Genomic DNA, 22,793 nt, shown 5'->3' on the forward strand with positions numbered 1-22,793 from the left:
ACATCGAAATCAATCCTGCGACCCGCTGACGCCGACACGCTTATTTGAGGACTAGCTTGCCGTGGGGCCTTGAGTATGCATCCCCGGCGTCGAGTGTGCATTCCGGGCGCCGACACGCCGCTTGGATTCAGACGGCCGTCACCCTCAGCGCACAAACGCTTACTGACCCACACTTCTAGCCACGTGCGATCGCCGGCTCGGACAAGGCCGAACCATATCTGGGAATAACAAGTCGTAGGGCGATCAGCAGCGCCGACCAACCCGACCGCCGTGCTACAGATTTCGTCCGGTTTCGACGCCACTGGGTTCCTGGACAAGGAACGCCATTTTGCCGCCGCAGCCGGAACTGCGCGGCAGAGCGGACCTAGACCCGCTCGACCAACCATCTGGTTGGTAAGGTTGGGGTCAAAGCAACCTCAGCCGCCCGGAGGCCAGCCCATGACCAGTGCCGTCACCTACCAGCGCACCCTGTTCGAGCCCGAGCACGACTTGTTCCGGGAGTCCTACCGGGCTTTCCTGGACCGTCACGTCGCCCCCTATCACGACGACTGGGAGAAGGCCAAGATCGTCGACCGCGGGGTCTGGCTGGAAGCCGGTAAGCAGGGTTTTTTAGGCATGGCCGTGCCCGAGCGCTACGGCGGCGGCGGCAATCCGGACTTCCGGTACAACACGATCGTCACCGAAGAGACCAGCAAGGGCCGCTACAGCGGTATCGGGTTCGGACTGCACAACGATGTGGTGGCGCCCTATTTGCTGCGGCTGGGCACTGAAGAACAGAAACAGCGCTGGCTGCCTAAGTTCTGCACCGGGGAGCTGATCACCGCGATCGCGATGACCGAGCCGGGCACCGGCAGCGACCTGCAGGGCATCAAAACCCGCGCAGTCAAAAAGGGCGACCACTACGTGCTCAACGGGGCCAAGACGTTCATTACCAACGGTATCAACGCGGATCTGGTGATCGTGGTGGCCCAGACCGATCCCGACAAAGGCGCGCAAGGTTTTTCGCTTCTGGTTGTCGAACGCGGTATGGCGGGATTCGAGCGGGGCCGGCACTTGGACAAGATCGGCCTGGATGCACAGGATACCGCCGAACTGTCGTTCACTGATGTCGAAGTGCCCGAAGAAAACCTGCTCGGCGATGAAGGGATGGGGTTCATCTACCTCATGCAGAACCTGCCCCAGGAGCGGATCTCGATTGCGATCATGGCCGCTGCCGCGATGGAGACCGTCCTGCAGCAGACCCTGCAGTACACCAAGGAACGCAAGGCTTTTGGCCGGCCGATCGGCAGTTTCCAAAACAGCCGGTTCCTGCTGGCCGAACTGGCCACCGAGACCACCGCGGTGCGCATCATGGTCGATGAGTTCATCCGGCTGCATCTGGAGGAGAAACTGACCGCCGAGCAGGCCGCGATGGCCAAGTGGTACGCCACCGAAAAACAGGTGCATCTGGTCGACCGCTGTCTTCAATTGCACGGCGGTTATGGCTACATGCGCGAATACCCGGTCGCGCGAGCCTATCTCGATGCGCGGGTTCAGACCATCTACGGTGGCACCACCGAGATCATGAAGGAGATCATCGGCCGCGGTCTCGGCGTCTAATTCCGGTTGTGCGCCTCGTGCGCCCGATGAGCTTGCCGAAGCAGCTCCGGCAGCTCGTCGTCCCGGGCGATCAGTGTCCGATATTTCTCGGGCAGTGATTGGATTTGGCGCTCTGCGCGCAGTAGTCGGGCGAAGATCCGGTCGCGCTCAGCGGGGTCGGGCGCGTAGCGCTGGTCGAGATACTGGGTCGCGTGGCGCCGGGCCCCGGCCAGGGCGCTTTGCGCCCGTCCGCGCGCAGACAACAGCGATACCGCCGTGGTGATGACCACGATGACGACAATCACTGTCAGCGAGGCGGCACTGCTGAGCTCCACGACCGGGACCGGGTTACCCCCGTTGATGAACGGCACGCCGTTGCTGTGCAACGCATGCAGCATCAGTTTGACGCCGATGAACCCGAGGATGGCAGCCAGACCGTAAAACAAGTAGACCAACCGGTCCAGCAGGCCGTCGATCAAAAAATACAACTGTCGAAGGCCCAACAGCGACAAAGTGGTCGCGGTGAACATCAGGTAGATATTCTTGGTCAGCCCGAACATGGCAGGGATCGAGTCGAACGCGAACAACAGGTCGCTGCCACCCACGGCGATCATCGCCAGCAGCATCGGGGTCATCACCCGCTTACCGTTCTCGACGGTGAACAACCGGTCCCCGTCGTAGCGCTCGGAAGTACGTAAGAGACGCCTGGCGGCCCGGATCACCGCGGTGTCCGCGGTGCGGCCCTCCGGCGCCGTCGGTTTGGCCAGGTTACCCGCGGTGACCAGCAGCACGATAGCGAACAGATAGAAGGCCCAACTGAAGACGCTGATCAATGCCGCCCCGACAAAGATGAAGACCGTGCGCGCCAGTATCGCAACCAGGATGCCGAACAGCAGCACCTTCTGCTGGGCGGCCCTGGGAACGGCGAAGCTGCCGATGATCACCACGAAGACGAACAGATTGTCGACCGAGAGCGCTTCGTTGCTCAGGTAGCAGGCGAAGTATTCCATGCCTTTGGAGACCCCCCGGGTAGCCACCACGCCGGCGCCGAAGAGCATCGCGATGCCGACGAAAATCGCCGACCAGACCGCCGCCTCAGTCAGCGTCGGCGGGTGTGACGCCCGAACATGCCAGAAATAATCCACCAACGTCAGGGCGACCAGCACCACGACGGTCAGAACCCAGACCACAAGCGGAACACCCATCTTTAGCTGTGCTTCCTTCCACCGACCTCGCCGGACCTGCTGGCACGCTAACCCACGTGGAGCACTGCGTTGCCGCGACACCGAGACGTTGAGCCCGGATTTCGACAACCAACGGTCTCTGGTTCCGTACTGTCTGCGATATGAGTTCGCAAGGATTAGCCCGGGCGCGTGGCTGGGCGGCCCTCGGTCTGGTGGCGCTCACCACGGGTGCCCTGCTGCTGGTGCCGCCTGCCGCGGCATCCCCCCAGACCGACGCCGAGGACGCCATCCAAGCGGCGTGGGAGAAGGCCGGCGGTGACACCTCGGTGCTGGGTGCCAAGCAGGGCGAGGTGTACGCGATCGGAGACGGCTTCGCCCAGGACTTCGCCGGTGGCAAGATGTTCTTCACCCCGGACACCGGCGCCAAGTACCTCTACGGCGCGGTGCTGGACAAATACGAATCGCTGGGCGGCCCGGACGGCAGCACGCTGGGCTTTCCCACGATGAACGAGGTGCCTGGTCTGGCCGGCCCCGACAGCCGGGTCAGCACTTTTTCGGCCAGCGACAACCCGGTGATCTTCTGGACTCCGCAACACGGAGCCTACGTGGTGCGCGGCGCGATGAATGCAGCGTGGGACAAACTGGGCAGCTCCGGGGGAGTTCTGGGTGTTCCAGTCGGTGACGAAACCTACGACGGCGAGGACGCCAACCAGTCGTTCAGCGGCGGCAAGGTGTCCTGGAACCGGGTCACCAAGGTGTTCAGCACCGTCCCGGCCGAGCTGGCACAGCAGCTGAGAGGCCTGCAGGTTCCGATCGATGCCACCGCCGCCATCGACATGGCCTGGCGCGCGGCCGGAGGTCCGGACGGCCCGTTGGGTGCCAAAGAAGGCGGGCAAAAATCGATCGGCGACGACGCCGGGCTGGTCCAGAACTTCGCCGGGGGCAAGGTCTTCTACAGCTACGCCACCGGCGCCAACGCCGTCGAAGGCGCAATCCTGCAGAAATACGAGTCACTGGGCGGCCCACAGGGCAGTGACCTCGGTTTCCCCATCGCCAACGAGGCCGACGGCGGTCTTCCGCAAAGCCGTATCTGCCGGTTTTCCGCAACCGATGATCCGGTGATCTTCTGGACCTCCAAGCACGGCGCGTTTGTCGTTCGCGGCGCGATGAAGGCCGCGTGGGACAAACTCGGCGGACCGACGGGCAAGTTGGGCGCACCAATGGAAGACCAGACGGTCTACGGGGAGGTCATCTCGCAGCGGTTCACCGGAGGCAAGATCGCCTGGGCCCCGGCGAAGAATTCCTTCAGCACCGAGCCGCCCAACTTGGCGTCGGCACTGTCGGGACTTGAGGTGCCGGGTCAGAACGCACCGGCCACGGCATCTCAGCCCGTCGGCGGATCCGGGCTGCGGCAATGGTGGTGGCTGGGTGTCATCCCGGTGCTGCTGCTGATCGGGGCAGCTGCGCTGATAGTGCGGCGCCGGGCGCGCGGGGTGGCCGACTCGGTCGAGACGCCGGCAGAGGAGCCCGTCCCCGACATGGTGGCCGTCCCCGATACCGGCCAAAGTTGGTCAGCCGAGGCCGCGGCGGTGACGGCCCCACCGCAGTTATCCGAGGGGGCCGCCGATCCGGGGGAGCACCCGGAGTTGCCGGACCGACCGGATACCGGCTGGAGGCCACCGGTTGCCGTGGCCGAGCGGCTGGCGGCCGACATCCCCGGCGATGCCGAGAATCCCGACACGGTCGACACGGCGCCGACGCGAGTGGTATCGGAGGCCGACGTACGCGGGGGCAGGCACGCAGCCGCCGAAGCCGACGAGCCGGTGGACGTCGCCGAGCCGCGCGCGCATCCGATGATCCACCTGCCATTGGACGACCCGCACCGAGCACCGGACGGCTACCCCGTCAAAGGCAATGCCAGCTTCGGTGTGTATTACACTCCCGACAGCACGCTGTACGACGAGGCGTTCGCCGAGATCTGGTTCGCCAGCGAGGATGTCGCGCGCGCCAACGGATTCACTAAGGGATAGGGACCCAGCGTTGTCGCCTGGCTGGCTTCCTAAAGCTTGCGGATCACGGTGACGACCTTGCCCAGCACCACGGCGTCGTTGCCCGGGATGGGGTCGTAGGCGGGGTTGTGGGGCATCAGCCAGACGTGGCTGCCGCTGCGTTTGAACGTCTTGACCGTCGCCTCGCCGTCGATCATCGCCGCGACGATGTCGCCGTTGTCGGCGACGTTTTGCTGGCGCACCACCACCCAGTCGCCGTCGCAGATCGCCGCGTCGACCATGGAGTCACCGACCACCCGCAGTAGAAACAGTGCGCCCTCGCCGACGAGCTCCCGCGGCAGCGGAAAGACGTCTTCGACGGCCTCCTCGGCGAGGATCGGGCCACCGGCCGCGATGCGCCCGAGCACTGGGACAAAGGTGGGCTCCGGCAGAGCATCCGAACCGGAAACCTCGGTGACGACGGTGGGTCCTGCCGTATCCTCGATGCCGCGTACGTCCACCGCGCGTGGCCGATTCGGATCCCGACGCAGGTAGCCCTTGCGTTCCAACGTACGCAGTTGGTGGGCGACCGACGAGGTCGAGGTCAGTCCCACCGCATCGCCGATCTCCCGGATGCTGGGCGGATAACCGCGACTGGTTACCGACGAGCGGATGACCTCCAGGATGGTTCGTTGTCGCTCGGTCAGTGCGGGATAACGGGCCGGATACTGGGTGTCCGGGCTCCTGCTAGGGCTCATAGACGAGAAATCTAGCCCGTTTCCGTTCAGATTTCAAACATGTGTTCGACGGCGCGTCGCCGGGGCGGTCGGGATGTCGGGCTCGGTGGGTATGGTGCGATCTCCGATACAACGATTCGATCACATGTTCGCAATTCGAACGTACTATCGACTATCTTCGAACAGGTGAGCGGCACATGTTCGACACGATTTCGACAGGAGGATCCCCGATGACCACCATCGAGACGATTCAATCGGCACCTCGGTCCGCGCCGGCCCGGTCATATCCGATCCGCGTACCACCGGTCGGCGATCAGGGTCGGGCGTCGCGTCGGTGTTCGTCGAGGCCGCCCGGTGGGCGGCCACGCTACCGAGGCACCGGTGCGCTGATGTCTCTCGCCCCGCATCGGCCCCGGCCCATCACGCCGGCGACGACGGTGGGCCTGGCGCTGCTGGCGGCCATGATCACCATATGGCTGGGTCTGGTGGCGCAATTGGGCGAAACGTTGCACGGCGCATCGGCCGGTACACCCGAGCGGCTGGGCGTGGTCCGCGTCGAGGCGGGGGAGACGCTTACACAGCTGGCGGCGCGGGTGGCGCCCGATGCGCCGGCCGGTCAGGTGATCGAGCGGATCCGTGACCTCAATGGTTTGGACGGCGCGGCGCTGGTTGCCGGACAGACGCTGATCGCGCCGATCGGGTGACGTTGCCTGGTGAAAACCGGGGTGTACGGGGCAACAGAGCGATCCTCGCGGTGTCGGGCCCGCCCAGTGGCGCGCGAGTACGCTCGACGCCTGAGAGCTGTCAGCACGGCGAAGGAGCGGTCATGCACTGTCCGTTCTGTCGTCATCCCGACTCCCGGGTGGTCGACTCGCGAGAAACCGACGAAGGTCAGGCGATCCGGCGCCGCAGGGCGTGCCCGGAGTGTGGGCGGCGATTCAGCACGGTGGAAACCGCGGTGCTGGCCGTGGTCAAGCGCAGCGGTGTCACCGAGCCGTTCAGCCGGGAGAAGGTCATCGGCGGCGTGCGACGGGCCTGCCAGGGTCGTCAGGTCGACGACGATGCCTTGAACCTGCTGGCCCAGCAAGTGGAAGACACCGTCCGCGCGAAAGGGCTGCCGGAGGTCCCCAGTCACGAGGTCGGCTTGGCTATCCTCGGGCCGCTGCGCGACCTCGACGAGGTGGCGTACCTTCGATTCGCCTCGGTGTACCGATCCTTTTCCTCCGCAGAAGATTTCGAGCGGGAGATCAAGGCACTACGTACTCACCGCACGCTGCCCAAGCCGCACTAGTGTCCGGGTAGTCTGGCAATCGTGTCCGCCGATCTGCATCCCGGCCTGGAAGCACTGGCACCGCTCCTGGGAACGTGGACCGGTCGTGGCTCGGGGGAGTACCCGACCATCGAGCCGTTCGAGTACCTCGAAGAAGTCGTGTTCTCCCACGTCGGCCAGCCGTTTCTGATTTATAGCCAAAAGACCCGGACGACAACCGACGGAAAGCCGCTGCACGCCGAGACGGGTTATCTGCGGGTGCCGCAACCGGGCCACGTCGAGCTGGTGGTCGCGCATCCCACCGGAGTCACCGAAATCGAGGTCGGCACCTACACGCTCAGCGGCGATGTCATCGAGCTGGAGATGACCGCGTCCTCGATCGGGCTGAGCCCGACCGCTAAAGAGGTTTCAGCGCTTGGCCGTTCGTTTTGCCTGGAAGGCGACAAGCTCTCCTACTCGCTGCGGATGGGCGCGGTGGGACAACCCATGCTGCATCACCTCAGTGCGGTGCTGCTCCGGCAACGCTGACAGGCCGGGCCCGGCACCGCGTCGACCACGCCCGCGGGGACGTCGTTGTGGGTGACCGGCGACGGAAAGTTCGGTCACCGGCGTGCGCCTGCGGACCGCTCAGGTAGCGCTGCGTTCGTCGGAGCCCATCGCCTGTAACACGGCAACCTTGGTGTCGAGCGGGCCCGACACCGTCCCTGCCCCGCCACCGGTGCGCAGCAACCTCCGCCGCGCCTCGGGATCGTATTGGCTCGGCTCAGTGGTGTCGATGAACCGCTCGACGACTTCGACGAAGCGGTCGGGATCGTCGTGGAACGGGAAGTGCCCGGACCGTTCGAATATCTCCAGCCGAGACCCCGGTATCGCCGCGTGTACCATCCGTGCGTGACTGATCGGCACCACCACATCTTCCGTGCCCCAAATGATCTGCACCGGAATGGATTCTGCTAAATAGCACCGATCCAGCATGGTGACTATCTGACCGCGCCAGTCCACCACCGACCGCAGCGTCCGGGTGAAAGCGGTCGAGGCCGTCGGTTCGGGCAGATCGGCTAATACCCGCAGCACGTCGGGAAGGTCGCGGCCCACTTTGGTCGACCCGAGAACCCGGCCGAGCACGTGTCCGGCGACCTGCACCGCGGGCAGCACCCACGGCAGTCGCAGCACCGCGAGTGCTTCGCCGCCCATTGGCAGTGAGGCCCAGCGCAACACGATGTTGACGTCTTTGGTGACCCCTCCGGTGCCGACCAGAATCAGCCGCTCGACTAGTTCCGGATACTGGTAGGCGAATTGCATTGCCACGCCGCCCCCCAGCGAATGGCCAACCACCGTAGCGTGCTCGATGCCGAGCACCGATAACAGATCGCGCATCCCGTTCGCGTAAGCCGCCACCGAGTAATCGGCGCGCGGCTTGTCCGACTGCCCGTGGCCCAGCAGGTCGACGGCGATGACGGTGAACCGCTGGGCAAGCTTGGCCTGCACGGTGTGCCAGGTGGTGGAGTTGTCGCCGATCCCGTGGATCAACAAAATCACCGGTCCGCAGCCCGCGATCCGGTAGGCGCGTCGATAGCCGTGAATGGTGCGAAACGCCAGCGTGGGCGCCAGCTCGCGCACGGCCCGGAGATTAGGTTTGCGCTTGGTCATGTCGACAACCTCACTCTCGGGCCGGGGCGCGGCGCTTAAGTCGGGTTGTCCTCGTCGAACTTCTTCTCTGCCTGTTGTGCCAGGAATCGTTCGAACTCCGCACCCAGTTCCTCGCCGCTGGGCAGATCTTCGTCGTGCGTGAGCAGCGACCTGTTCTCCTGGGCGGCGACGAATGCATCGTACTGGCGCTCGAGCGCCGCCACCACCTGAGCGACTTCGGGGGAAGCCGCGACCTGCTCGTCGATCCTGGCCCGGATGTCGGCGGACGCCGCGGCCAGCGCCTGCAGTGGCAGCTGCAACGACCCGGTCTTGGCGACTTGCTCCAGCAACGCCTGGGCGGCAGGTGGATAGTCGGTCTGCGCCAGGTAGTGCGGCACATGCACGGTGAAGCCGACGACTTCGTGTCCGTGCTGGGCCATCCGGTATTCCAGCAGGTTCGACGCGCTGCTGGGCACCTGGACCTCCGAGATCCACGGTGTGAAGTCGCAGATGAGTTCGCGGTTGTTGGAATGGGCCGTCATCGTCACCGATCGGGTGTGCGGAACCGCCATCGGAATGGTGCCCAACCCGATCGTTCGGCGCACGCCCAGGCGCTCGGCCAGCAGTCGCACAGCGGTGATGAAACGCTCCCACTTCAAGTCCGGCTCCAGGCCGGTCAGCAGCAGAAACGGGGTGCCGACACTGTCGTGCAGCGCATACAGGCTCAGCTCGGGATCTTCGTAATGGGTGAAGTGATCGGTCTTGAAGGTCATCAGCGGCCGCCTCGAGCGATAATCCAGCAGCTCGTCGATGGCAAACGACGCCACCAGCTCGGTGTCGAGCGCGTCCTTCAGGTGTGCCGCGGCCAGCCGGATCGCATGCCCGGCATCGGAAAAGCCCTGCAAAGCGTGCACTAGTACCGGTCCACGGCCATCCGGCGACGACAACTGCGGCGCCGGGATCTCGAGCTCATACATCCCGTTCTGTTCGGGCTGGTAGTGCCGTTCCTGATCCGGGGGCTGGTTGTGACCCATAGTGTCTGCCTCCTCGCCCACGGCGCGCTGTCCGTGCCGTGTCCAGTTAAGTCTGTTTCGCTAGTGTCTCTCCAACGACGGGCGATCGACAGCCGACCCGCGATCGGCTAACCCGCTTAGTAGATCTAAACACGGCTGGGTCAGGTCGAATTCCGGATCGGGCTGCCCGCTGCCGGGCATTCCGCCCTGCCCGGCGCCGGTCTGGCCGACGGCCGCCCGCGGCGCGCCGTGACCGGTCAGTCGTCGCTGCGGAACTGGTTGAGGGCGCGCACCTTGTTCTGCACGTCCAGTGCAGCGACCTTGTAGGCTTCGGAGAAGGTGGGATAGTTGAACACCGCGTCGACCAGGTAGTCGACGGTGCCGCCGCAGCCCATCACGGCCTGACCGATGTGCACCATCTCAGTGGCGTTGCTGCCGAAGATGTGCACCCCGAGCAGCGCGTGGTCTTCGGTGGAGACCAGCAACTTGAGCATCCCGTAGGAGTCGCCGGCAATCTGGCCGCGGGCTAGCTCTCGGTAGCGGGCCACCCCGACCTCGTAGGGGATGGCCTGCTTGGTTAGTTCCACCTCGGTGGCACCCACGTAGGAGACCTCGGGGATGGAGTAGATCCCGATCGGCTGCAGTTCCGTCAGCCCGTCGGTGGGCTCGCCGAAGGCGTGGTAGGCGGCCAACCGGCCCTGGTCCATCGAGGTCGCCGCCAACGCGGGGAAGCCGATCACGTCGCCGACGGCGTAGATGTGGTCGACCTTGGTCTGGAACCGTTCGTCGACGAAGATCCGCCCTCGGCTGTCGGCTTCCAGGCCGGCGTTGGCCAAGTCCAGATCGTCGGTCTGCCCCTGCCGGCCCGCCGAGTACATCACCGTCTCGGCGGGAATCTGCTTGCCGCTGGCCAGGCTGGTCACGGTGCCCGCCGGACCGACGTGCACACCGGTCACCTCCTCGCCGAACCGGAACGTCACCGCCAGGTCACGCAGGTGAAATTTCAGCGCCTCGACGATCTCCGGGTCGCAGAAATCCAACATGGAGTCGCGTCTTTCGACGATGGTCACCCTGCTGCCCAGCGCGGCGAACATCGACGCGTACTCGACACCGATGACTCCGGCGCCGACGACGACCATCGACGCCGGGATCGACTTGAGATCGAGGATGCCGTCGGAGTCGAGCACCCGGTCCCCGTCGAACTCGACCCCCGCCGGCCGAGCCGGCTTGGTTCCGGTGGCGATGATGATGTAGTCACCGCTGACCGTGGTTCGCTTCCCCCGGGAGGTGTCCGAGACGGCGACGGTATGCGGGTCGACGAAGCGACCGTGACCGATGATCAGATCGATTCCGTTGCGCATCAGCTGGTTTCGCACCACGTCGGCTTGCTTGCCGATCACGTGCTGGGTTCGCGACAGCAGATCAGCCGGGGTGATCTTGTCTTTCACCCGGTAGCTGGCGCCGTAGAGCTCGCGCTGGTTCATGCCGGTGAGGTAGACCACCGCCTCGCGCAACGTCTTCGAAGGGATCGTTCCGGTGTTGACGCAGACCCCGCCCAGCATCCGGCCGCGCTCGATGAGGGCCACCGACCTGCCCAGCTTGGCCGCGGCGATCGCAGCCTTCTGACCACCCGGACCTGAACCGATGACGACGACGTCGTATTCCAACATCGCACCCATGAGGCCGTACTCCAACATCGAAGCAGTGGAACAGACACCTACGCCGGTTCGCCGGGGCGCGCACTACACCGCGATATGCGCGGGGGTAATGCTACACAGTTTCGACTTCGTCCACACCTGGGCGCCGCGCTGCCTCTGCCGGCCACCGCGTGACGGTATCGGTTGCCAGCGTGCAGGTTATGACTACAGCTGGATCTGACTTCGACCTCAACCGTCCCGGCGCGCTGATCGCCGCCCTGCCCGCCGTTTTGGGTTTTGTGCCGGAAAAGTCGCTGATCGTGGTATCTATCGGCGGCGGTGAGCTAGGCGCGGTGCTGCGTGTCGACCTTTCGCCCGAACTCACCGAGCGAGTCGGGCAGCTTGCGGCGGTTGCCGCCACCGCCGAGCCGCAGGCTGCCCTCGCGGTCATCGTCGATGCTGATGGTGCTGTGTGCCCGGTGTGCAACGACGAGTACCGCCAGCTGTGCGCGTCGCTTTCGCAGGAGTTGTCCCAGCGCGACATTGTGCTGTGGGCCGCCCACGTGGTGGACCGGGTGGCTGCCGGCGGGCGCTGGCACTGCGTGGACGGCTGCGGTTCTGCCGGGATCGTCGACGATCCGTCGGCGTCGCCGTTGGCCATGGCCGCGGTGCTGGACGGTCGGCGCCTTTATGCGCGGCGCGCTGATTTGCAGGCCGTCATCGCCGTCGATGAGCGGTCCGAGAGCACGGAACTGGCCGCCGCGCTCGAGCAGCGTGCGGCGGCCCGGGCGGTTGCTCACCGCACGGACCCGGACGGCGCGCGCCGTCGCGATGTCGAGAACGCCATGGCCGCCGCGGCCCGGCTCGCCGACGGGCAACCGCTGGGCGATGCGGAGCTGGCGGCGCTGGGTTGCGCGCTGGCCGACGTGCACGTGCGTGACACGCTGTATGCCCTCGCGGTCGGCGAGAACGCAGCCGAGGCTGAGTCGTTGTGGGGGCTACTGGCCCGCAGGCTGCCCGCGCCATGGCGGGTTGAACCGCTGGTGCTGCTGGCGTTCAGCGCCTATGCCCGCGGCGACGGGCCGCTGGCCGGGGTGTCGTTGGCGGCGGCGCTGTGCTGCGAGCCCGCCCATCGGATGGCCGCCATGTTGGACACGGCGTTGCAGTCGGGGCTGCGGCCCGAGCACATCCGTGACCTCGCGGTCACCGGCTACCGGCTGGCTGAGCGGCTGGGTGTGCGGCTGCCGCCGCGCCGGATGTTCGGTCAGCGCGCGGGGTTTGACCGGCCGGGCGCCCCGTGATCGCGCAGGGCGCTCGGCATCGTCCGGCATCGTAGCCGGGCGCTAGACCTTCTCCACCTTGACGGCGTGGGCCATCTCGTACGGCAGCGTTACGTTTTCGTGACCTGCGATCATGATGGTGACGCCACCGGCCGCGTCGGCCTGGACGGTCACCCGAGCGTTGGGGACGACACCGGCGTCTTTGAGGCGAGTCAGCAGGTCGATGTCGCCCTGCACATGTTCGGTCAGCTGGCGGACCACCACTGCGACCGGCGACCCGGCAGGCAGCTCGGTGAGGCGCACCAGGTTGGCGGCCCCCTCGTCGGAACCCGGACCGACACCTAGGTCCAACAACCCGGGAATCGGGTTACCGAACGGCGAAGTGGTCGGGTGGTCGAGTACCCGCACCAGCCGGCGTTCGACGTCTTCGCTCATCACGTGCTCCCACCGGCAGGCCTCGGCGTGCGCATCTTCCCAGGGCACGCCGATGACATCGACCAGCAGCCGTTCAGCGAGCCGGTGCTTGCGCATCACGGCGATGGCCAGCGCGCGGCCCTTGTCGGTGAGCTCCAGGTGACGGTCGCCGGCCACATGAACCAAGCCGTCGCGTTCCATCCGGGAGACCGTCTGGCTGACGGTGGGTCCGCTCTGCTCGAGACGTTCGGCAATCCGCGCGCGCAGCGGCGTTACCCCTTCCTCTTCGAGGTCGTAAATCGTCCGCAAATACATTTCGGTGGTGTCGACCAACTCGTTCATCTCGCACCCTCCATCGCCGCCGAGTCTACTGGGCGGCGGCAAGACTGGGTTGCAAACACGCAAGCATGCCCACCGCAGGGGCGACGGGCATGCCTGGGTGTTTAGTCGGCAGGATCTAGCCGTCTAGCTGGCGTACGACCGCAATCGGTCGGCGCGCTCGCCGTTGCGCAGCTTGGCCATCACCTCGCGCTCGATCTGGCGGACCCGCTCCCGTGAAAGCCCGAACAGCTTGCCGATCTGGTCGAGGGTGCGCGGCTGCCCGTCGTCGAGACCGAAACGCAACCGGATCACCTGGTGCTCGCGCTCGTCGAGCGTGGCCAACACGCTGCGGATATCGGTGTGCAGCAACTCCGCGATCACCGCATTCTCGGCAGACATCGCTTCGGCGTCTTCGATGAAATCACCCAGCGGGGCCTCTTCCTCCGAGCCGACGGGCATGTCGAGGCTGACCGGGTCGCGGCTGTGCTCCAACAGGTCGTTGATCTTGTCGATCGGAATACCCGATTCCGCGGCGAGTTCCTCGTCGGTGGCTTCACGACCCAGGTTCTGGTGCATCTCCCGTTTGATCCGGGCCAGCTTGTTCACCTGCTCGACCAGGTGAACCGGCAAGCGGATAGTGCGGCTCTGATCGGCCATACCGCGGGTGATCGCCTGACGAATCCACCAGGTGGCATAGGTGGAGAACTTGAATCCCTTTGTGTAGTCGAATTTTTCCATCGCGCGGATCAGCCCGAGGTTGCCTTCCTGAATAAGGTCCAGCAGTGGCATGCCCCGTCCGGTGTAACGCTTGGCCAGCGACACCACCAGTCGCAGATTGGCTTCCAGCAGGTGGCGGCGGGCTGCTTCCCCGTCGCGAACCACAGCTGCGAGCTCGCGTTTGCGGTTCTCGCCGAGGCGCTTGCGGGTTTCTAGCAGATACTGGGCGTACAGCCCGGCCTCGATGCGCTTGGCGAGGTCGACCTCGTCGGCGGCGTTGAGCAACGCCGTCTTGCCGATGCCGTTCAGATACACGCGCACCAAGTCTGCGGCGGGGCTTTGAGCGTCCAGATCGGTGTCAACCCGGCTAGTGGTGGCATTTGCCATAGCGGCCTCCTGATCGGCGTGAACTGTCTTACGGTGCAACGACCAACTGGAGTCAAGAGTTCCCGCGCACTGACTGTTCCACACCCGCTGACGTGCACGAATGTCCGGACAGCCCTGTGAATGTGCTGAGAGTTGCGGCCGGCGGGGTTACCGGTGGCCGTCGCCTTCCCCGCCCGGCACGTCCTGACGCCCCTCTGGATGCCCTTTTTGCTCGAGGGCAGGTCGCTCTGCCGTCGGGAACAGCGGGGTACGTCGCCGCGCGTCGTCGAACCGGCGTGGTTCATCGGCCCGCCGGGGTGGGCGGTCGTTGGCGATCAACACGGCCATCCACGGCAACGGTATCGACGCGACCAGAATCAGCAACGAAATCAGACCGTTGTGCCAGGCGCCGTAGGCGAGCGCGGCCAGCACCAGGGCGGGAATGCGAAACGCCATCAAGGTCAGGTACTTGCGCACCCGCTGGCGATGCTGCTCCTGGTAGGAGGGTGCTGCCGCGGTGATGAGCACCGGCCGACCGTCGTCATCGAAACCCAGCTCCGAGCCGTGCTTCATTGATCTACTCTCCCACATTGCGGCGCGTTGCGGCCAATCCGGTTTCGGGCCGGTTCGCCGCCGGTTTCGGGCACAATATTGGGCATGCAGACCGAGACGATCGAACGCACCGACGCCGACGAACGCGTCGACGACGGGACCGGCAGCGACACCCCTAAGTACTTCCACTACGTCAAGAAGGACAAGATCGCCGAGAGCGCGGTGATGGGCACGCATGTCGTGGCGCTGTGCGGTGAAGTATTCCCGGTAACCCGATCGCCCAAGCCCGGCTCGCCGGTCTGTCCGGACTGCAAGCGGATCTACGACAGGCTCAAAAAGGGCTAGCAGCGATCCGTCGTGCCCGTTCTACACAGGTCCGGCCTCGGCCCGGTCGCAGCACCTCGGCTCGCCGACCGGGGTGTCTTCGAGGCCGCGCATCCGTGACGTCAGCCACCGGCGCAACCGGTCGGTGTGGGTGGCCGGCGCGGGCCACTGCTCCTGGATCGCGGCATTGAGTTCGGCGCCCAGCATCATCGCAAATCCGCCGAAGAAAGCGAACAACAAGAAGGCGATCGGGGTGGCCAGCGCACCATAGGTATAGCCGGTGCTACTGATCCAGGTCAGGTAGACGCGCAGCCCGAGGGTGGCGATCACGAAGACCGCGGTGGCCAGCACCGCGCCGAACACCAGCCGGTGTGTCGGCAGTGCTTCCGGCAGCGCAACCCGGTACAGGATCACCACCGCGATCAACAGCCCCCCGGTCAGTGCCGGGTAGTAGCCGATCGTGAGCCAACTGTCCGGAATGAATTGCGCCACCTTGCGCGGGCCCAGCACCATCAGCGGCGCCGTGGCGATCACGAACAGCAGTGCCAGTAGATACAAAAACAGGGCAAAAAACCGTTGCCGCACGGGATGGCGCAACGGGGTCTGTCCGTGGGCTTCGACCACCGAGTCGACAAACGCCGAGATCGCCGACGATCCGGCCCACAGCGAGATGACGAAGCCCAACGACACCACCTCGCCGCGGGCGCCTCGGTCGATATCGGCAATGGTCGGCTTGATGATTTCGTTGACTACGTTTTCCGGGACGAAGCTGTGCGCCATCGACACCAGGCGGTGTTCGATAGCCGGCAAGGTGTCCGGGCCGAACAGCGGCGCGACGTAGGTGAGGCTGCCCAGCATTCCCAACAGCAACGGCGGCAACGACAGCGCCGACCAGAATGCGGCTTGCGCTGACTCGGAGAAGATGGAGTCGTCCCAACTTTTCGACAGTGCCCGGCGGACGACGCGCCAGACGTGATGACGCGACGCCCTCGGGGGCTGGCCGGTGACGACCGATTCCGGATCGTCGGCTGGCGAGTGGCCGCTCAGGGGTCGAGCGGACTGACTTCGAGCACGGCCGTCAACTCGACGAGTTTGGCCTCGTGCTGGTTCGCGTGATGCTGACAAAAGAGTAGTTCTGCTCCGGAAGGCAACGTGGCACGAACCCGGGCGGCAGCGCCGCACCGATCGCAGCGATCAGCCCTCGTCAACTCCGGACTTGTCAAAGTTGCGTTCATAGCTACTCCGTTTTCGGCCCTGCCTCCACTGTCCCAGATGCCGGGGCGTTTGGCCGTTTACCCCGGGGGATTGCCCGCTGTGTCGTTTCTCACCCGGTTGCCGATCGGGCAAGGTGGTCGCATGAATCTGGTACACCTGTGCTCCCGCAGCGCCTGGTCACGCGCACAGACCAGCGGTCAACTGCGGCCCGCGTCGCTCACCGACGCCGGTTTCATCCACCTGTCGTCGCCCGAGCAGGTCCACCTGCCGGCCAATCGGCTCTTCCGTGGCCGCGACGACCTGGTGCTGTTGCACATCGACCCGGACCGGCTGACTGCACCGGTGCGTTGGGAGCCTGGTTGTACAACCGATCCGGAGTCGATGCTGTTCCCGCATCTCTACGGGCCGCTGCCGGTCGACGCTGTGATCAGTGTCACCCGCTACCGTCCGGGCCCGGACGGCGACTTTGCTCCGGCCGGCTCAGTCCAGATAGTCGCGCAGGACTTGGGAACGGCTGGGGTGACGCAACTTCGACATGGTCTTCGACTCGATCTGGCGGATCCGTTCCCGGGTCACGCCGTAGACCTGACCGATCTCGTCTAAGGTGCGGGGCTGGCCGTCGGTGAGCCCGAAGCGCAGCCGCACCACACCGGCCTCGCGCTCGGACAGTGTGTCCAGCACCGACTGCAGCTGGTCTTGCAGCAGGGTGAATGAGACCGCGTCGACGGCCACCACTGCCTCGCTGTCCTCGATGAAGTCGCCCAGCTGGCTATCACCCTCGTCGCCGATGGTCTGGTCCAACGAGATCGGCTCTCGCGCGTATTGCTGGATTTCCAGCACCTTTTCCGGTGTGATGTCCATCTCCTTGGCGAGCTCTTCGGGCGTGGGCTCGCGGCCCAGGTCCTGCAGCAGCTCACGCTGGATGCGGCCCAGCTTGTTGATCACCTCGACCATGTGTACCGGTATGCGGATGGTGCGGGCCTGGTCGGCCATCGCCCGGGTGATCGCCTGGCGTATCCACCACGTCGCGTAGGTGGAGAACTTGTAACCCTTGGTGTAGTCGAATTTCTCGACTGCACGGATCAGACCCAGATTGCCTTCCTGAATCAGGTCCAGAAAGGCCATGCCCCGACCGGTGTAGCGCTTGGCCAGCGAGACCACCAGGCGCAGATTAGCTTCCAGCAGGTGGTTTTTCGCGCGTTCACCGTCCCGGCAGATCCACGCCATGTCACGGCGCTGGGCTGCGGGCAGCTTCTCGCCCCGCTCGGCCATCTCGCTCATCAACTGGGTTGCGTACAGGCCGGCCTCGATTCGTTTGGCCAGTTCGACCTCTTCTTCGGCGTTGAGCAACGCCACTTTGCCGATCTGCTTGAGGTAGGCGCGCACCGAGTCCGCCGACGCGGTGAGCTCGGCGTCCTTGCGGGCCTGGCGCAATGCCTCCGACTCGTCCTCATCCCACACGAAATCGCCTGAGGCTTTGTCTTTTTCGCTGGGCTCGGCAATTTCCTCGTCGTCATCGGCCGTGTCGGCCGCGACGTCAGGGGACTCGCCGACGTCGGCATCCTCGATGTCGGTCAGGTCGAGGTCGGTGTCGGCGGGCACCTCTTCTGCAAGGTCGTCGAGGTTGAGCGCGGTCTCCAGATCGAGGTCCGGGGCAGCCTCGTCGATATCGGGTTCGGCGTCGAGGTCGTCGACGTCGAGGTCCTCGAGCGCGTCTTCTTCGACGGGATCGGCCACCGGGCCCGGCTCCGCTGGGGTGGCCTTTGGTGCAGCGGCCTTGGTTAGGCGACTCCGGGCTGGCGTCGATTTGGTGGCGCTGCTTTTAGCCTGATTACGGCGCTTTTTCGACGTTTCGGGGCCATCAGCCAACTCGGCAGACGCGGTGGGCGTCTTGCCGGCGCGTCTGGTTGTCTTGGTGGCCTGGGTTATCGTGGCGGTCCGTCGGGGGGGAGCGGCGTCCTCGGCGGACTTGGTCCCCGACCGTTTCGTCGCGGTTTTGGCAGGAGACCTGGTGGCGGTGCGCTTCGCCGGCTCGTCTTTGACCGAGCTTGCCCTGGTCGCGGCCACGTAAACCCCTTCGGTCGGACTTACTCTCGGCGCCTTGCGGGCATGCGTTACCGAAAGTGTCGGATATGTCGGATATCGGTGTTGCTGTCAGCGTGGACGCCGCTGTCAGTCGGGCGGCTGCCGGTCACCATTGTAACGACACCGTGGGGCCGCACCGACTCCGCTGCAGAAAATGTCAAAGAGTGTGTCGACGAGGGGTCAATAGCGAGGTCTGTAGGTGTGTCGGTGCATCAGTCAGTGGGTAACGTCGCTGGTGGCGGCCATCGCCGCGCCGACGATCCCCGCGGTGTTCTGTAACGCGGCGGGAACCACCGGGGTACGGTTCTTCAGCAGCGGAACCCAGTGCTCGGCCTTGCGGCTGATACCGCCGCCCGCGATGAACAGGTCCGGCCAGAATAGATTCTCGATGGCGACCAGTACCTTCGTCACCTGCTTCGCCCACTTTTCGTAAGTCAGGCCGCGCCGGTCGCGCACCGACGACGCCGCGCGGTGCTCGGCCTCTTTGCCGTCGACCTCGAGGTGGCCCAACTCGGTGTTGGGCAGCAATATCCCGTTGTGAATGACCGCCGAGCCGATCCCGGTGCCGAAGGTCAGCAGGACCACCACTCCGGTCTTGTCTTTGCCCGCCCCGTAGCGCTCCTCGGCCAGCCCGGCCGCGTCGGCGTCGTTGAGGACGACGAGCTCTTGGCCGTTCAATTCGTTGGCGATGATGTCGTGCACGTTGGTGCCGATCCAGGACTTGTCCACGTTGGCCGCGGTCTGGACGACACCGGCGGTGACCACGCCCGGATAGGTCACCCCGAGCGGGCCGGTCCACCCGAATTCTTTGACCACCGCCGCGACGGTCTTCGCCACCGCCGAGGGGACGGCGGGCTGCGGTGTCGGCAGCTTGAAGCGGTCACCGATCAGCTGTCCGGTGTCGAGGTCGACGATGCCGCCCTTGATGCCGCTGCCACCGACGTCGACCCCGAAGCCGCGACGCTGCGGTGTGGCGCTGGACCCGTCGGCGCCGGCCAAGTCCGCGGTGGGGTCGCTACTGGTCATGAGATCTCCTCGTCGAGGCCCAGTCGAGGCTTAGGTGTCGGCCCCAAACATTAGTCTTCCCGGATGTGCGGCGGCGCCTGTTGCGCGTGGCATGCTTCGTAGATGGCGGTGGTCCCCAAAACCGTCTATGCGCGAGACGGCCCCCGTGACGGCTATGTTCACCTCGCCTATCAGGTCGCCGCCGACCACGGTCCGGATTTGCTCTTCGTGCCCACCGGCATGTTCCCGATCGACTTGCTGTGGGACGAGCCCACCGTCGCGGGCCATCTGCGTCGACTGGGGTCGTTCAGCCGTCTGATCATGACCGATCTGCTCGGGGTGGGAAGCTCGGACGCGGTGCCGATCCACGACCGTCCGGCGATGCAGGCCTGGACGGACGGGCTGGTCGCGGTGCTCGACGCCGCGGGGTGCAAGTGTGCGTCGGTGTTCGGAACGGCAGAGTCGGCGCTTCCGGTCATGCTGCTGGCCGCGAGCCATCCCCAGCGGGTGCGCTCGCTGGTGCTGTTCAGCCCGTTCGCGCGGTTTCTGCGGGCTCCCGACTATCCGTACGGCATGCCCGAGCCGGCCTTCACCCGGTATGTCGACGCCTACGGCGAGATGATCGGGACCGGTGCGGTGGCGGATCACTTGGCGCCCAGCTGGTCCGGCGATGCCGGCAAGCGGCGCTGGTGGGCGCGCGGCGAGCGGCTGGCCGGCGGCCCCGGATATTTCAAGGCCATTTTCGACCTTTACCTGCGCACCGACGTGCGGCCCGCGGTCGACAGCATTCAGGCTCCGACGCTGTTGCTGCACCGCCGCGGTGACCGCCATGTGACCGGCGCTCACGCCCGCTACCTTGCCGAACGCATCCCGCAGGCCCGATTGGTGGAGCTGGACGGGGACGACGACGTGTGGTTCGCCGGCGATGCCGACCGGGTACTGGACGAGATCGAATCGTTTGTCACCGGCACCCGCGCGGCTGCGCGGACGAACCGGGTGCTCGCGACGGTGTTGTTCACCGACATCGTCGGGTCGACCGAACGCGCCGAGGCTCTCGGCGATGGGACCTGGACAAGAGTCCTCAATGCGCACAACGACGTCGTGACAACGCATGTGGCCAGCGCCCGCGGTGACCTTGTCAAGTTCACCGGCGACGGCGCGCTGGCGACGTTCGACGGGCCGGCGAGGGCGATCAACTGCGCGTGCGCGATCCGGGACGCGGTGCACGACCTCGGCCTCGACATCCGTGCGGGCCTGCACACCGGCGAGGTGGAGATGGTGGAGCGCGACGTACACGGGATCGCGGTCCACATCGCCGCGCGCATCATGGCGCTCGCGGAACCTGGCGAGGTCCTGGTGTCGGGTGTGATCCCGCCGCTGGCCCTCGGGTCGAGGATCGCCTTCGACGACCGCGGCACCTACGAACTCAAGGGCGTGCGCGATCCCTGGCCGGTGTTGGCGGTCGTCTAAACGCGTCGGCGACGAGTTGGGGCTCAGGTTGCCGACTGTGCTGCGATAGAGGCGTGATCACACCTGACAACCGTCCTGAGCACCTGCGATTGTTGGCCGAGGGGTTGGCGGCCGAGGCGGCCGCCTTTGTGCGGGGTCGCCGTGCCGAGGTGTTCGGCGGTGCCGCGCCGGCCCGGCCGGGAGAGGCGGTGCGGGCCAAGACGACCCCGACCGACCCGGTGACGATCGTCGACACTGAAACCGAGCGGCTGCTGCGTGATCGGTTGGCGCAGCTGCGACCCGGGGACCCGGTTCTCGGCGAGGAAGGCGGCGGGACGGGCGATCTCGACGCCGGCGACGGCACGGTCACCTGGGTGCTCGACCCGATCGACGGCACGGTGAATTTCGTCTACGACATCCCGGCCTACGCGGTGTCGGTGGCGGCTCAGGTCGACGGCGTGTCGGTGGCCGGCGCGGTCGCCGACGTCGTCTCCGGCCGGGTGTATTCAGCGGGCGCCGGTCTGGGCGCCCGTCTGATCGACGAACACGGGGCCCACCCGCTGCGATGCACCGGGGTCAACGATTTGGCTATGGCGTTGCTGGGCACCGGATTCGGATACTCCCAGCAGCGCCGCACCGCCCAGGCCGCCCTGCTGGCCCGGATCTTGCCGGTGGTTCGCGATGTGCGTCGTATCGGTTCTGCCGCGCTGGATCTGTGCATGGTCGCCGCCGGCCGGTTGGACGCCTACTACGAGCACGGACTCAATGTGTGGGATTGCGCCGCCGGAGCGCTGATCGCCGCCGAGGCCGGCGCCCGCGTGGTGTTGCCCGAGCCGGGCCTGACCGCGGGCGGGCCCGGCCCGGTGGTCGCCGCGGCACCCGGGATCGCCGATGAATTGCTTGCCATCCTGGAGCGATTCGACGGCCTGGCGCCGATTCCGGCCTGAGCCCGGCCGCCGGCGGTCAGCAGCTGCTGGAGTGGATCGTGTGCAGCAGCGCCGGATCGGACGGCTCGACGGCGTCAGGACGCAATCCGGCGAGCATCGTGTCGATCGCCTGGCTGTGCGCCAGCGTGGTGAAGTCGGTGCCCAGTGCCAGATCGACCGAGTCGTCGCTGCGATCGTCTTGGAACAACTCGGCACACGGCGCCACCAGCCACACGGCCGCCGCCGCGGCCTGACCGGTCTCGCCGAACCGGATCTGGCCCACGCAGTTCAGCCTCCCACCGGCATAGATCGGATCGTTGGCAGCGGCTGGCTGCGGAAACCCCAGGTCGTGCAGCGCATTGGCGACATCAGCCGCCTGACCGCCCCGCCCACTGGCGTTGAGGACGCGGACCCTGGTGTCGGGGAGCTTGGCCGGCAAGACAATCATCATCGTGCTGGGCTCCACCAGCCTGCCCAGTTCAGGTCGGCCCGGACCCGGGCCCTCCGGCGGCAGATTGCACACGGCGGCCTCGTGGACCTCGGGCCGACGGGTGAGGGCTATCGTCCACACCACGGCGGCCGCCGTCAGCAGCACGATCAGCAGCAGGACTGCCGGCCGCGAGTTGCGGCGCCGGAACGGTCGACCGTGTTTGTCAAAAGCGGTGCCTTCGGTGATTAGCGCGACCACGTACGCACTCTAAACGCGACGGCCAGGACATGTGAGCCTCGGACAATTTTTTGGGGGAGCCGAGGGCGTGTCCGCCCGAGCAGGCGGTGACCAGGTCCATCGAGCAGTTAGCGACCTGTTTCTCGCCACGCGTCAATGACGTCGAGAGTAGGTCCGGGGTAGGTTCAGGACCACTTAGCCGAGGGGCCCGACGGCGCTGTCTGCCGCGGGCCCGGCGCTGCCGCTGGTGCCCGGCTGGCCGGATGCGCCGGTGGCGCCGGTCGGGGAGCCCGAGCCTCCGCTGTTACCGGCGCCGGCGGTGCCGCCGTGGCCGCCGGGGCCGCCGTGGCCGAGCTGGCCGGTGTCGGTGAAGGTGCCCGCGCCGCCGTCACCGCCGGCCACCCCGGCCTCGGTGCTGGTCCAGCACCGAGGCCGG

At 66.1% G+C, this 22,793-nt stretch carries 22 protein-coding genes and 2 pseudogenes; 10 read left to right on the forward strand and 14 right to left on the reverse strand.

Translation table 11 applies throughout. From position 1 onward, the window contains the following. The first annotated feature begins 438 nt into the window (after positions 1–438). On the forward strand, positions 439–1,599 hold the full coding sequence (locus F6Q13_RS13715; protein ID WP_293057372.1) for an acyl-CoA dehydrogenase family protein: 1,161 nt from the start codon (positions 439–441) through the stop codon (positions 1,597–1,599). On the opposite strand, the gene F6Q13_RS13720 is transcribed toward F6Q13_RS13715, so the two are convergent. Next, complete coding sequence (locus tag F6Q13_RS13720; RefSeq protein WP_293057374.1) at positions 1,596–2,783, reverse strand: TerC/Alx family metal homeostasis membrane protein; 1,188 nt, start codon at positions 2,781–2,783, stop codon at positions 1,596–1,598. The genes F6Q13_RS13715 and F6Q13_RS13720 overlap by 4 nt on opposite strands. Before the next feature lie 140 nt (positions 2,784–2,923). On the opposite strand from F6Q13_RS13720, the gene F6Q13_RS13725 reads away from it, so the two are divergent. After that, a complete protein-coding gene (locus F6Q13_RS13725; RefSeq protein WP_293057376.1) occupies positions 2,924–4,792 on the forward strand; it encodes a hypothetical protein in 1,869 nt (622 codons plus the stop codon). A gap of 29 nt (positions 4,793–4,821) precedes the next feature. Here F6Q13_RS13725 and lexA read toward each other — a convergent pair whose 3' ends face one another. Next, on the reverse strand, positions 4,822–5,508 hold the full coding sequence (lexA, locus tag F6Q13_RS13730) for a transcriptional repressor LexA (protein WP_293057379.1): 687 nt from the start codon (positions 5,506–5,508) through the stop codon (positions 4,822–4,824). A 209-nt stretch (positions 5,509–5,717) separates the two neighbouring features. Between lexA and F6Q13_RS13735 the strand changes: the two genes are divergently transcribed. The 3 genes from F6Q13_RS13735 (at position 5,718) to F6Q13_RS13745 (ending at position 7,285) form a co-directional block, all read left to right on the forward strand. After that, positions 5,718–6,191 (forward strand): LysM peptidoglycan-binding domain-containing protein, encoded by a 474-nt coding sequence (locus tag F6Q13_RS13735; protein WP_293057382.1) that lies wholly within the window; start codon positions 5,718–5,720, stop codon positions 6,189–6,191. A 122-nt stretch (positions 6,192–6,313) separates the two neighbouring features. Beyond that, positions 6,314–6,778 (forward strand): transcriptional regulator NrdR, encoded by a 465-nt coding sequence (gene nrdR, locus F6Q13_RS13740; RefSeq protein WP_293057385.1) that lies wholly within the window; start codon positions 6,314–6,316, stop codon positions 6,776–6,778. 21 nt (positions 6,779–6,799) lie between these two features. Next, complete coding sequence (locus tag F6Q13_RS13745) at positions 6,800–7,285, forward strand: peroxynitrite isomerase (protein ID WP_293057388.1); 486 nt, start codon at positions 6,800–6,802, stop codon at positions 7,283–7,285. Between the two features lie 99 nt (positions 7,286–7,384). On the opposite strand, the gene F6Q13_RS13750 is transcribed toward F6Q13_RS13745, so the two are convergent. The 3 genes from F6Q13_RS13750 to sthA all read right to left on the reverse strand — a co-directional run bounded on the left by F6Q13_RS13750 (position 7,385) and on the right by sthA (position 11,069). Then, positions 7,385–8,407, reverse strand: a complete 1,023-nt coding sequence (locus F6Q13_RS13750; protein ID WP_293057391.1) for an alpha/beta hydrolase — start codon at positions 8,405–8,407, stop codon at positions 7,385–7,387. A 35-nt stretch (positions 8,408–8,442) separates the two neighbouring features. Then, positions 8,443–9,420, reverse strand: a complete 978-nt coding sequence (locus F6Q13_RS13755; RefSeq protein WP_293057394.1) for a proteasome assembly chaperone family protein — start codon at positions 9,418–9,420, stop codon at positions 8,443–8,445. Positions 9,421–9,656: 236 nt separating this feature from the next. Beyond that, positions 9,657–11,069, reverse strand: a complete 1,413-nt coding sequence (gene sthA / locus F6Q13_RS13760; RefSeq protein WP_293057430.1) for a Si-specific NAD(P)(+) transhydrogenase — start codon at positions 11,067–11,069, stop codon at positions 9,657–9,659. Positions 11,070–11,257: 188 nt separating this feature from the next. On the opposite strand from sthA, the gene F6Q13_RS13765 reads away from it, so the two are divergent. Further along, positions 11,258–12,337, forward strand: a complete 1,080-nt coding sequence (locus F6Q13_RS13765) for a DUF4192 domain-containing protein (RefSeq protein WP_293057397.1) — start codon at positions 11,258–11,260, stop codon at positions 12,335–12,337. A gap of 42 nt (positions 12,338–12,379) precedes the next feature. Here F6Q13_RS13765 and F6Q13_RS13770 read toward each other — a convergent pair whose 3' ends face one another. The 3 genes from F6Q13_RS13770 to F6Q13_RS13780 form a co-directional block, all read right to left on the reverse strand. Continuing rightward, positions 12,380–13,072 (reverse strand): metal-dependent transcriptional regulator, encoded by a 693-nt coding sequence (locus F6Q13_RS13770; protein WP_293057400.1) that lies wholly within the window; start codon positions 13,070–13,072, stop codon positions 12,380–12,382. 123 nt (positions 13,073–13,195) lie between these two features. Next, on the reverse strand, positions 13,196–14,194 hold the full coding sequence (sigB, locus tag F6Q13_RS13775) for a sigma-70 family RNA polymerase sigma factor SigB (protein ID WP_293057403.1): 999 nt from the start codon (positions 14,192–14,194) through the stop codon (positions 13,196–13,198). A 108-nt stretch (positions 14,195–14,302) separates the two neighbouring features. Then, the gene (locus F6Q13_RS13780) at positions 14,303–14,725 is read right to left on the reverse strand and encodes a DUF3099 domain-containing protein (protein ID WP_293057406.1); all 423 of its coding nucleotides are present in this window, start codon (positions 14,723–14,725) and stop codon (positions 14,303–14,305) included. A 66-nt stretch (positions 14,726–14,791) separates the two neighbouring features. On the opposite strand from F6Q13_RS13780, the gene F6Q13_RS13785 reads away from it, so the two are divergent. Next, on the forward strand, positions 14,792–15,031 hold the full coding sequence (locus F6Q13_RS13785; protein ID WP_293057409.1) for a DUF3039 domain-containing protein: 240 nt from the start codon (positions 14,792–14,794) through the stop codon (positions 15,029–15,031). A 21-nt stretch (positions 15,032–15,052) separates the two neighbouring features. Here F6Q13_RS13785 and F6Q13_RS13790 read toward each other — a convergent pair whose 3' ends face one another. Both F6Q13_RS13790 and F6Q13_RS13795 read right to left on the reverse strand, forming a co-directional pair. After that, positions 15,053–16,057 (reverse strand): YihY/virulence factor BrkB family protein, encoded by a 1,005-nt coding sequence (locus F6Q13_RS13790; RefSeq protein ID WP_367141289.1) that lies wholly within the window; start codon positions 16,055–16,057, stop codon positions 15,053–15,055. Then, positions 16,054–16,245 (reverse strand): hypothetical protein, encoded by a 192-nt coding sequence (locus F6Q13_RS13795; RefSeq protein ID WP_293057412.1) that lies wholly within the window; start codon positions 16,243–16,245, stop codon positions 16,054–16,056. The genes F6Q13_RS13790 and F6Q13_RS13795 overlap by 4 nt, the downstream gene beginning before the upstream one ends. A 121-nt stretch (positions 16,246–16,366) precedes the next feature. On the opposite strand from F6Q13_RS13795, the pseudogene F6Q13_RS13800 reads away from it, so the two are divergent. Further along, positions 16,367–16,699 (forward strand): annotated as a pseudogene (locus F6Q13_RS13800) (DUF952 domain-containing protein); the annotation flags it as partial. Between the two features lie 6 nt (positions 16,700–16,705). Here the strand turns inward: F6Q13_RS13800 and F6Q13_RS13805 are convergent. Both F6Q13_RS13805 and ppgK read right to left on the reverse strand, forming a co-directional pair. Beyond that, positions 16,706–18,292, reverse strand: a complete 1,587-nt coding sequence (locus tag F6Q13_RS13805; RefSeq protein WP_293057415.1) for an RNA polymerase sigma factor — start codon at positions 18,290–18,292, stop codon at positions 16,706–16,708. A 234-nt stretch (positions 18,293–18,526) separates the two neighbouring features. Then, positions 18,527–19,336 carry a polyphosphate--glucose phosphotransferase gene (gene ppgK, locus F6Q13_RS13810; protein WP_293057418.1) on the reverse strand — a complete coding sequence of 270 codons (810 nt, stop codon included), beginning with the start codon at positions 19,334–19,336 and terminating at the stop codon, positions 18,527–18,529. A 102-nt stretch (positions 19,337–19,438) separates the two neighbouring features. Here ppgK and F6Q13_RS13815 point away from each other — a divergent pair, with 102 nt between their 5' ends. Together F6Q13_RS13815 and F6Q13_RS13820 are read left to right on the forward strand one after the other, a co-directional pair. Then, positions 19,439–20,785 (forward strand): adenylate/guanylate cyclase domain-containing protein, encoded by a 1,347-nt coding sequence (locus F6Q13_RS13815; protein ID WP_293057421.1) that lies wholly within the window; start codon positions 19,439–19,441, stop codon positions 20,783–20,785. Positions 20,786–20,838: 53 nt separating this feature from the next. Then, positions 20,839–21,711: an inositol monophosphatase family protein gene (locus tag F6Q13_RS13820; RefSeq protein ID WP_293057424.1), complete on the forward strand. Its 873-nt coding sequence runs from the start codon at positions 20,839–20,841 to the stop codon at positions 21,709–21,711. Between the two features lie 16 nt (positions 21,712–21,727). On the opposite strand, the gene cei is transcribed toward F6Q13_RS13820, so the two are convergent. Continuing rightward, on the reverse strand, positions 21,728–22,378 hold the full coding sequence (gene cei, locus F6Q13_RS13825) for an envelope integrity protein Cei (protein ID WP_293057427.1): 651 nt from the start codon (positions 22,376–22,378) through the stop codon (positions 21,728–21,730). Between the two features lie 174 nt (positions 22,379–22,552). Continuing rightward, a pseudogene (locus F6Q13_RS13830) lies at positions 22,553–22,793 on the reverse strand (hypothetical protein); the annotation flags it as partial.

This window comes from Mycobacterium sp., assembly GCF_008709575.1.
Classification (GTDB): Bacteria; Actinomycetota; Actinomycetes; order Mycobacteriales; family Mycobacteriaceae; genus Mycobacterium.

Bases quoted from the DNA above. Each gene is read 5' to 3' on its own strand.
- F6Q13_RS13715 (WP_293057372.1), top strand. From the start codon at position 439: ATGACCAGTGCCGTCACCTACCAGCGCACCCTGTTCGAGCCCGAGCAC.
- F6Q13_RS13720 (WP_293057374.1), bottom strand. From the start codon at position 2,783: ATGGGTGTTCCGCTTGTGGTCTGGGTTCTGACCGTCGTGGTGCTGGTC.
- F6Q13_RS13725 (WP_293057376.1), top strand. From the start codon at position 2,924: ATGAGTTCGCAAGGATTAGCCCGGGCGCGTGGCTGGGCGGCCCTCGGT.
- lexA (WP_293057379.1), bottom strand. From the start codon at position 5,508: ATGAGCCCTAGCAGGAGCCCGGACACCCAGTATCCGGCCCGTTATCCC.
- F6Q13_RS13735 (WP_293057382.1), top strand. From the start codon at position 5,718: ATGACCACCATCGAGACGATTCAATCGGCACCTCGGTCCGCGCCGGCC.
- nrdR (WP_293057385.1), top strand. From the start codon at position 6,314: ATGCACTGTCCGTTCTGTCGTCATCCCGACTCCCGGGTGGTCGACTCG.
- F6Q13_RS13750 (WP_293057391.1), bottom strand. From the start codon at position 8,407: ATGACCAAGCGCAAACCTAATCTCCGGGCCGTGCGCGAGCTGGCGCCC.
- F6Q13_RS13755 (WP_293057394.1), bottom strand. From the start codon at position 9,420: ATGGGTCACAACCAGCCCCCGGATCAGGAACGGCACTACCAGCCCGAA.
- sthA (WP_293057430.1), bottom strand. From the start codon at position 11,069: ATGTTGGAATACGACGTCGTCGTCATCGGTTCAGGTCCGGGTGGTCAG.
- F6Q13_RS13765 (WP_293057397.1), top strand. From the start codon at position 11,258: ATGACTACAGCTGGATCTGACTTCGACCTCAACCGTCCCGGCGCGCTG.
- F6Q13_RS13770 (WP_293057400.1), bottom strand. From the start codon at position 13,072: ATGAACGAGTTGGTCGACACCACCGAAATGTATTTGCGGACGATTTAC.
- F6Q13_RS13780 (WP_293057406.1), bottom strand. From the start codon at position 14,725: ATGTGGGAGAGTAGATCAATGAAGCACGGCTCGGAGCTGGGTTTCGAT.
- F6Q13_RS13785 (WP_293057409.1), top strand. From the start codon at position 14,792: ATGCAGACCGAGACGATCGAACGCACCGACGCCGACGAACGCGTCGAC.
- F6Q13_RS13795 (WP_293057412.1), bottom strand. From the start codon at position 16,245: ATGAACGCAACTTTGACAAGTCCGGAGTTGACGAGGGCTGATCGCTGC.
- ppgK (WP_293057418.1), bottom strand. From the start codon at position 19,336: ATGACCAGTAGCGACCCCACCGCGGACTTGGCCGGCGCCGACGGGTCC.
- F6Q13_RS13815 (WP_293057421.1), top strand. From the start codon at position 19,439: ATGGCGGTGGTCCCCAAAACCGTCTATGCGCGAGACGGCCCCCGTGAC.